Source organism: Allobosea sp. 05T422_2 (assembly GCF_056396265.1).
Map to the genome: position 1 here is coordinate 1 of NZ_JBFTLD010000275.1, position 8,829 is coordinate 8,829.

Genomic DNA, 8,829 nt, shown 5'->3' on the forward strand with positions numbered 1-8,829 from the left:
CTCGCGCAGGAAGACGGTCTCGCGCTTGGCATTGGGCAGTTCGATGCCGATCGCGTTCTTGCCCTGGACGACGGCGACACGCGCCGAGATCGCGCTCATCGAGCGGGCGATGTCGTCGGCCAGCGAGATCACCCGCGACGACTTGATGCCCGGCGCCGGCTCAAGCTCGTACAGCGTCACGACCGGGCCGGGACAGGCCTGGACGATCTCKCCGCGTATGTTGAAATCCTCGAGCACCCCTTCGAGCAATCCCGCATTCTGCTGCAGGGTCTCGGTCGAGACCGCCGCCTCGGGCTGCGTCTTCGGCTCGGCAAGATAGCTCAGCGGCGGCAGCTCGAAGACGCCCGTCTGCATGAGGGGTGCGGGCGCAGGCAGCGCCTTGCGTCGTCTTGCCTGACGATCGACACCGGCAGGTTCGTCGGCCTCGCCATTCCGGGTTGGCTCAGGCTCGCTTTCCAGCTTGGCTGCAGGCAGAACGGCTTGCGCCACGCGGGGCTCGGCATGCGAGCGGCTTTCGCCGGACGCCTGCACACCGGGCGCGATGTCGCTCTTGGACCATGCAGCGCCTCCGAGTTGGAGGTTGACCGTATAGGTTTGCGACCAGCTCAAGGCCGGAGCGGAACTGGGAATGACGTTCAGTGCTAGGTCGCTAACCGGAAGAGCAAGGACCGCATCAGCGTCCCCGCTCTCGACTGAGGATGGAGCGTCTTCGGCATAGTCCCGGTGCAGAGGCGTCGCTGGCTCCTCCCACGGCGCCTCAGGCGCGGGGCTGGACATGCCTTCGGCAGAGATCGACCCAAGATCCCAGAACGCATGGTCCGAGATATTCGCGTAGAGCTCGAGTGCGCCATCCGCCTCGCTCTCAGCGGGAACGATCTCCATGACTTCCCGTGCGGCTACTTCCGGCGTGGCTTCTTCGAAACTCACATGGTCTTCGTCCGCAGGCGGGATCGCATCGCATGGATCGATCTCGACCTTGGCCTCAACGACCGCGTCGACGTCCACCATGGGTGTCGTCGTAGCCTCCAGCCCACCCCACACCTTCCGCAGGAGATGGTCCGGCGTCCTTGTGTAGCGCACACGACTGGGCGCCGCGTCAAGGTCCGGCGCTCGGTGCACGGGAGTGATGACCGCGGAAACGGGCAGCTGAGCGCGCAGACCGTGAGGGACCTGCCTCGCGGCCCTCTCGTCAGAGCTGCCGGGCATGGATGTCGGGCAATGATCGTCGTTTCCGTCGATACGTTGCGGATAGAGTTTCAACTTACGCATCGACAGTTACGGCTACTATTTTGGAAGGGACGGTGGTGCTGAATGCGTATCGGGGCAGGGTTAACGCCTCGTGAAACTCAAGCCGGACGGAGCGAGCCACGCAACGCCACAGCTTCCCTCACCGTCGTTAGATACGGGGCCTGCCGCAGTGCTTGCCGAGGGGGCTGAGCGTCGGACGCGCCAAAGGGTCGCACTTTGAAAAACATGATTCAGCTTCATTCATGATTAACCAAGCGCGCGCTTAATCAAGATCGAACACAGTTAGGGTTTCCCAGCACTGAAGATCGGGACAGCAAGCCGACCCGCTTGCGGCTCATCGTGATGAGTCTGCGTGAGCGGGGTGGGTGTTGGCGCGCGTCGGAGGCGGGAAGAGTACCAGAGTATCCCGAGAGTACGACGCATGAGTTTTTCGTCCGGTCCGACTGCTGGCCTCGCCCCTCGTGCGCGCAATCGCCGACACAGGATCCGTTTCTCCCGAATTGCCTTCGTCGTCGCGACCCTGGGTCTGAGCGCGGCAGCCGGCTTCTGGGCACAGAAGGACGGTCAGCCGATCGTCTCTGCCGTGCGTGAGCTTGCCCCCATGCTGGAACCGATCTTGGTCGCTTCCAGCCGACGCTACGATCCGCTCCTTGATCCCGACTATTCGCTGGGGCCGGCTCCTCTCACCCTTGGCGAAAGCTCTCCCCTGGCCGCCGGCTTCCAATCCGCCGCGGCGCCCCCTGCCGACCCCGTCGAGCTGCCGGCTCCGGCCGTCGAACCGGAGATCGTTGCGCCGGTGCCGCAGCCGCAGGACGCGCCCAAGCTCGCTCAGATTACGCCGCTTCCGGTGCCGCGCCCGTCCGAGCTTCGCCTTCCCGCCGATCCGGAGGCTCCGCGCGTAGTCGAGCGCCAGACCACCCGGCGGACACGGACCGCCGCCGTCCCGCCCGCGCCGACGGCAGCAGATAACCGCTCGTTCTTCGAGAAGATCTTTGGGGTGCAGCGCTCGTCGGGGCCGGCTCTCGCCTATGCAGCGCCGGAGGACGACGTCGTCGACAGGAGCCGCGGCAGAAAGCTCAGCCCGACCTTGCCGGCTTCGGCGGGCGTCTCGGCCCAGGCGACGGCCATCTACGATATCTCGGCGCGCATGGTGTACATGCCAAATGGCGACCGGCTCGAGGCGCATTCTGGGCTCGGCGACAAGATGGACGACCCACGCTTCGCGCATGTGAGGATGCAGGGTGTCACGCCGCCGCATGTCTACGATCTGAAGGAGCGCGAGGCTCTTTTCCACGGTGTGCGGGCCATACGGCTCCACCCGGTCGGCGGCAGCGGCGCCATCCACGGACGCGCCGGCCTGTTGGCGCATACCTACCTCCTCGGACCGCGAGGGGATTCGAACGGATGCGTTTCGTTCAGGGACTACGACAAGTTCCTGCAGGCCTATCTCAGGGGTGAGGTCAAACGCCTGGTCGTCGTAGCCAGCATGTAGGCCGGACTTCGCGGCCCGCGTCCGAGGCCGCTTTTCCTCCACTGCGCAACGAATCCAATCGGTCGCTGCATTGCGCCGACCCAGGCTGGCCGCTTTTCCTGGAGCAGGGGGAAGCCTATCGGCATCAAGAACAGCGCTGGCCCTATGGGAGCATGTCCATAGGGCGCGAAGATTGAGCCGGGCTGAAGCCTCGCCGCGATAAGCTTGGCCAGCCTCTTCCCTGAAGCGAGAGCACGCCGAGGGTCAGCCCTCGGCGTCGGCCTTGGTCTTGGCCTTCGACTTCGGCGCAGCCTTGGCGGCCGTCTTGCCGGCAGCCTTCTTTGCCGGCGCTTTGGCTGGCGCCTTCGCCGCGCTTGGACGCTTCGTCTTGGCGGCTGCCTTCGCTCCGCCCTTCGCGCCTCCGGCTTCGGCCTTGGCGTTGACGAGTTCGACCGCCTGTTCGAGCGTCAGGCTCTCCTGCGTCATCGCCTTGGGCAGGGTCGCGTTGACCTTGCCCCAGTTGACATAGGGGCCGTATTTGCCGGCGCGCACGACGAGCTTGCCGCCAGCAGGATGCTCGCCGACCTCCCGTCCTGGCACCGCCGCTCCACGACCGAACCGTCCTCCGCCCGCGCCGCTCTCCTTGGCGACGATAAGGTCGATGGCGCGGTTGCCGCCGAGCGCGAGGACATCGTCGTCCTTGTCGATATTGGCGTAGGTCTTGCCGTGCTGGACGTAGGGGCCGTAGCGACCGATGCCGACCAGGATCGGCTCGCCGCTCTCCGGATGCTTCGCGACCTCCTTGGGCAGCGCAAGCAATGCCAGCGCCTTGTCGAGATCGACGGCAGCCGCGCTCATGCCCTTGGGCAAGCTCTGGCGCTTCGGTTTCTCGCCCTCGCCGAGCTGGACATAGGGGCCGAAACGACCGTCACGCAGCGTCACATCCTGATCCGTGACCGGATCCTTGCCAAGGACCCGCACGCCGGGCGCGCCCTGGCCACCCTCGGCCGTGGCCTCGCCGTCATTGGCCGGAACGGTCAGCGGCCGGGTGTAGCGGCATTCCGGGTAGTTCGAGCAGCCGACGAAAGCGCCGAACTTGCCAAGCTTCAGCGAGAGCTGACCGGTGCCGCAGGTCGGGCAGGTGCGCGGATCGCCGCCATCGCCGCGCGCTGGGAAGATATGTTCTCCCAGCACACCGTTCAGCGCTTCCAGCACCTCGGTGACGCGCAGGTCCTTGGTGCCGGCGATGGCCTGGGTAAACTCTTCCCAGAACTCGCGCAGCAGCGCCTTCCAGTCGATCTCGGCATTTGAGACACGGTCGAGCTTCTCTTCCAGGCTCGCCGTGAAGTCGAACTCGACATAGCGTCCGAAGAAGCTCTCGAGGAAAGCGGTGACCAGCATGCCCTTGTCCTCGGGCACCAGCCGCTTCTTCTCGATGCGGACATATTCGCGGTCGCGCAGCGTGGCCAGCGTMGCGGCATAGGTCGAGGGCCGGCCGATGCCGAGCTCTTCCATGCGCTTGACCAGGCTCGCCTCGGAGAAGCGCGGCGGCGGCTCGGTGAAGTGCTGATCGGCGGCGATGGCGCGCTTTTCCAGCCCGTCACCCGCCTTCATCGGCGGCAGCTTCTTGCTGTCCTCATCCTCTTCGTCGTCGCGGCTCTCCTGATAGAGCGTCAGGAAGCCGTCGAAGAGCACGACCTGACCGGTGGCACGCAGCTCCAGATGACGCGAACCGACCTTGGCGGCGACGTCCACCGTCGTGCGCTCCAGCGAGGCCGATTCCATCTGGCTCGCGATGGTGCGCTTCCAGATCAACTCGTAGAGTTTGGCCTGTTCGGGCTCGAGATGGCGCACGACCATCGCTGGCAGCCGGCCGAGATCGGTCGGGCGGATGGCCTCGTGGGCTTCCTGCGCGTTCTTGGCCTTGACCGTGTATTTGCGGGGCGCGCTCGGCACATAGGCCGCACCGAACTCCTTGCCGATGACGCTGCGGGCAGCCGTGATGGCACTGCCGTCCATGTCGACGCCATCGGTTCGCATATAGGTGATGAGACCGACGGTCTCGCCGCCGATGTCGACGCCTTCATAGAGCCGCTGCGCAACCTGCATGGTGCGGGCGGGTGCCATGCCAAGCTTGCGCGAGGCTTCCTGCTGCAGCGTCGAAGTCTGGAAGGGCGGGTAGGGKTGGCGCTTGACCGGCTTGGCCTCGACCTGCGCCACGTTGAAGAGAGCTGTCTCCAGCGCCGCCTTGAATGCTTCGGCCTCCGCCCCGGTGCCGATGTCGAGCCGGGTGATCTTCTTGCCGTCGGCTCCGACCAGGCGAGCCTCGAAGGTCGCGCCGGTATCTGTCGCGAGCGTCGCAACCAGCGACCAGTATTCCCGGGCCCTGAAGGCTTCGATTTCGCGTTCGCGCTCGCAGACGAGGCGCAGGGCCACCGACTGGACGCGCCCGRCCGAGCGGGCACCGGGCAGCTTGCGCCAGAGCACCGGAGACAGGGTGAAGCCGACAAGATAGTCCAGCGCGCGGCGCGCCAGATAGGCGTCGACCAAGGCCTGATCGATCTGGCGCGGGTTGGCGAGGGCCTTCTGCACCGCATCCTTGGTCACGGCGTTGAAGGTGACGCGCTCGACCGGAATGCCCTTGATGGCGCGCTTCTGGTTCAGCGCTTCCAGCACGTGCCAGGAAATCGCCTCGCCCTCGCGATCCGGGTCGGTTGCGAGAATGATCTTCTCGGCACCCTTGGCCGCCTTGGCGATCTCCGCGACCTGCTTGGCGCCGCGCCCCTCGATTTCCCAGAGCATCTTGAAGTCGTCTTCGGGATCAACCGAGCCGTCCTTCGCGGGCAAGTCGCGAATATGCCCGAACGAGGCGATGACCTCGTAATCGGAGCCCAGGTACTTGTTGATCGTCTTGGCCTTGGCCGGCGACTCGACGACGAGGAGCTTCATGGCAGCTAAAGTCTCATGACAAAGGGGCAGGGCCAGCACGCATCGTGCCGGTCCGGCCTGGCTTGGCGCTGGGCGCCCGGGGTCAGGTTCGGAATTGCGCGCGAAAGTGGTTCAGCACGACAGCGCTGTCAAATAGGGATTGCTGCGCGAATGCAACAGTGGCGCGGCGATCAACTGTCGCTTTCCGGCCGTTCCCCGCGCGGTCGCTCCGGCCCGCCCTTGGACGAAGCGCTGGACAATGGCCATCTCGCCGCTTGCGCCGTCTTGAGTCTGTGCCTAAACAACCACCTTCAAATGACATCGCCAGCCCCGACCTATCCGCACCGCCACCTCCTCGGCATCGAGGGCCTGTCGCATCTGGATATCGAGGCTCTCCTCGATCGCGCCGAGGACTATGTCGCGCTTTCGCGACAGGTCGAGAAGAAGACGGCGACCCTGCGCGGCCGCACCCAGATCAATCTCTTCTTCGAGCCATCGACGCGCACGCAGGCCTCCTTCGAGCTTGCCGGCAAGCGCCTCGGCGCCGACGTGATGAACATGTCGGTAGCATCCTCTTCGGTGAAGAAGGGCGAGACGCTGATCGACACGGCCGMCACCCTGAACGCGATGCGCCCCGATATTCTGGTGGTGCGCCATCACGCCGCCGGTGCGGTCAACCTGCTCGCCCGCAAGGTCKACTGCTCTGTCGTCAATGCCGGCGACGGTGCGCATGAACACCCGACCCAGGCCCTGCTCGATGCGCTGACGATCCGCCGCAACAAGGGCCGGATCGCCGGGCTGACCGTCGCGATCTGCGGCGACATCGTGCATTCGCGGGTCGCCCGCTCCAACATCATCCTGCTCAATGCGCTTGGCGCAAAGGTCCGCCTGATCGCCCCCTCGACCCTGCTTCCGGTTGGCATCGAGCGTATGGGCGTCTCCGTCTTCACCGACATGAAGAAGGGACTGGAAGGGGCTGATATCGTGATGATGCTGCGTCTCCAGCTCGAGCGCATGCACGGCGCCTTCGTGCCGTCGCCGAAGGAGTATTTCCGCTATTTCGGCCTTGACCGCGACAAGCTCGCGCTGGCCAGCCCGGACGCGCTCGTAATGCATCCCGGCCCGATGAATCGCGGCGTCGAGATTTCCTCGGAAGTCGCTGACGGCGCTCAGTCCTTGATTCGCGAGCAGGTCGAGATGGGGGTCGCCGTCCGCATGGCGGTTCTGGATGCGCTGGCCCAGCATCTGCCCAATGGTTGAGCGCGGCCGAGCCATTCCCCGGCCGGTTGGAACACAACACTGAAGGCGAGACCGAGCGAGATCATGTCCGAAATGCGCGAGCTTGCGATCGTCAACGCCCAACTGGTCGATCCTGCATCGGGCCGGCAGGGGCCGGGTGCGCTTCTGCTGCGCGATGGTGCGATTGCGGAGATCGCCTGGGGCGCCGCTCCGGCGACGGGCGAGGGCGTGCAGCGGGTCGATGCGGGCGGCCTAATCCTCGCGCCAGGGCTGGTCGATCTGCGCGCCTTTCTCGGTGAACCGGGAGCGGAGTTCCGCGAAACGCTCGGCACGGGCTCGCAGGCCGCCGCGGCCGGCGGGGTCACCACGGTCGTCTGCAGGCCGGATACCGATCCGCCGATCGACGATCCCGCCATTATCGATTTCATCAAGCGCCGTGCCCGCGACAAGGCGGTCGTCAACGTGCTGCCGGCTGCTGCCCTGACCAAGGGGATCGAGGGCCGGGAGATCACCGAGTTCGGCCTGCTGCTCGAAGCAGGCGCAGTCGCCTTCACCGATGGCTCCCGGGCCGTGCGCAATCCGCAGGTCATGCGCCGCGCCATGATCTACGGCCGCGATTTCGATGCGCTGCTGATGAACCATCTCGAGGATCCGGACCTGCGCGGCGCCGGCGTGATGAACGAGGGTGAGTTCGCCAGCCGCAAGGGCCTGCCGGGCATTCCGATCGAAGCCGAGACCGTCATGCTGGAGCGGGATATCCGCCTGGCGCGGGCGACCGGCGCGCGCTACCACGCCGCGATGATCTCCTGCGCCGAATCCGTCGAACTCGTGCGCCGGGCCAAGGCCGATGGCGTGCGGATCACCTGCGGCGTCTCGATCAACAATCTGACGCTGAACGAGAACGACGTCGGCGACTACCGCACCTTCTGCAAGGTCTCGCCGCCACTGCGCCATGAGGACGAGCGGCTCGCCATGGTGGCCGCGCTGGCCGAGGGCGTGATCGATGTCGTCGTCTCCGACCATGACCCGCAGGATGTCGAGACCAAGCGCCAGCCCTTCGCCGAGGCCGCCAATGGCGCGCTCGGCATCGAGACGATGCTGTCGGCAGCGCTGCGCATGGTCCATGCAGGGCAGACCGATCTGCCGACACTGCTGGCGGCGCTTTCGACGCGCCCGGCCGCTCTGCTTGGATTGTCGTGCGGGCGCCTCTCGGTCGGAGCTCCGGCCGATCTGATCCTGCTCGATCCCGACGCGCCCTATGTCGTCGACAAGCGCAAGCTGAAATCGCGGGCCAAGAATTCGCCCTTCGACGAGGCGCGGCTCGATGGGTTGGTACGCACAACCTTCGTTGCCGGACGAGTGGTCTACGAGGCGGACGCAGTCTAAGCTCTTGCGGCGATGGCCTGGGGAAGCGGGGGCGGAATGCCTGAGATGATGAGTTTGGGCCTGCCCGGGTCTTCGGCACTGGCTGCCGTGGCCATCGGTTATCTGCTGGGCTCGATCCCTTTCGGTGTCGTTTTGACGCGCCTCAGCGGCGGACCTGATCTTCGCAGCATCGGCTCGGGCAATATCGGCGCCACCAATGTCCTGCGCACCGGCAACAAGAAGCTGGCGGCGCTGACCCTGGTGGGCGACATGCTCAAGGGCACGGCGGCCGTGCTCGTCGGGCTCTATCTGATCGGCGGCCGGGATGCTGCGCTCCTCGCCGGGCTCGGTGCCTTCCTCGGGCATCTCTTCCCGGTCTGGCTGCGCTTCAAGGGCGGCAAGGGCGTCGCCACCTATCTCGGCATTCTGATCGGGTTGAAATGGCCGATCGCGGTGACCTTCGCGGCAATCTGGCTTAGCGTCGCCTATCTCAGCCGCTATTCATCGCTTGCTGCGCTGCTCGCCAGCCTGCTGACGCCGCTGCTGCTCTGGTTCTGGGCGAACGAGCCGCGCATGGC

General features: G+C 65.9%; 6 protein-coding genes. 4 read left to right on the forward strand and 2 right to left on the reverse strand.

What is annotated here, in order from left to right; all coding sequences use genetic code 11:
* Positions 1–1,008, reverse strand: a 1,008-nt coding sequence (locus tag AC1DJT_RS30710) for a DNA translocase FtsK (RefSeq protein ID WP_476835530.1), incomplete at its 3' end; no start/stop codon positions are given.
* A 661-nt stretch (positions 1,009–1,669) separates the two neighbouring features.
* Between AC1DJT_RS30710 and AC1DJT_RS30715 the strand changes: the two genes are divergently transcribed.
* Complete coding sequence (locus AC1DJT_RS30715; RefSeq protein ID WP_441507622.1) at positions 1,670–2,740, forward strand: DUF2778 domain-containing protein; 1,071 nt, start codon at positions 1,670–1,672, stop codon at positions 2,738–2,740.
* Positions 2,741–2,983: 243 nt separating this feature from the next.
* Here AC1DJT_RS30715 and topA read toward each other — a convergent pair whose 3' ends face one another.
* On the reverse strand, positions 2,984–5,668 hold the full coding sequence (topA, locus tag AC1DJT_RS30720) for a type I DNA topoisomerase (protein ID WP_476835531.1): 2,685 nt from the start codon (positions 5,666–5,668) through the stop codon (positions 2,984–2,986).
* A gap of 294 nt (positions 5,669–5,962) precedes the next feature.
* On the opposite strand from topA, the gene AC1DJT_RS30725 reads away from it, so the two are divergent.
* The 3 genes from AC1DJT_RS30725 to plsY form a co-directional block, all read left to right on the forward strand.
* Entirely contained in the window at positions 5,963–6,907 is a 945-nt protein-coding gene (locus tag AC1DJT_RS30725) for an aspartate carbamoyltransferase catalytic subunit (protein ID WP_476835532.1), read from the forward strand.
* Positions 6,908–6,979: 72 nt separating this feature from the next.
* The gene (gene pyrC / locus AC1DJT_RS30730) at positions 6,980–8,272 is read left to right on the forward strand and encodes a dihydroorotase (protein ID WP_441507668.1); all 1,293 of its coding nucleotides are present in this window, start codon (positions 6,980–6,982) and stop codon (positions 8,270–8,272) included.
* A 36-nt stretch (positions 8,273–8,308) separates the two neighbouring features.
* Positions 8,309–8,829 (forward strand): glycerol-3-phosphate 1-O-acyltransferase PlsY (gene plsY, locus AC1DJT_RS30735; RefSeq protein WP_476835533.1); only part of this gene is annotated, 521 nt, incomplete at its 3' end.

Bases quoted from the DNA above. Each gene is read 5' to 3' on its own strand.
- AC1DJT_RS30715 (WP_441507622.1), top strand. From the start codon at position 1,670: ATGAGTTTTTCGTCCGGTCCGACTGCTGGCCTCGCCCCTCGTGCGCGC.
- pyrC (WP_441507668.1), top strand. From the start codon at position 6,980: ATGCGCGAGCTTGCGATCGTCAACGCCCAACTGGTCGATCCTGCATCG.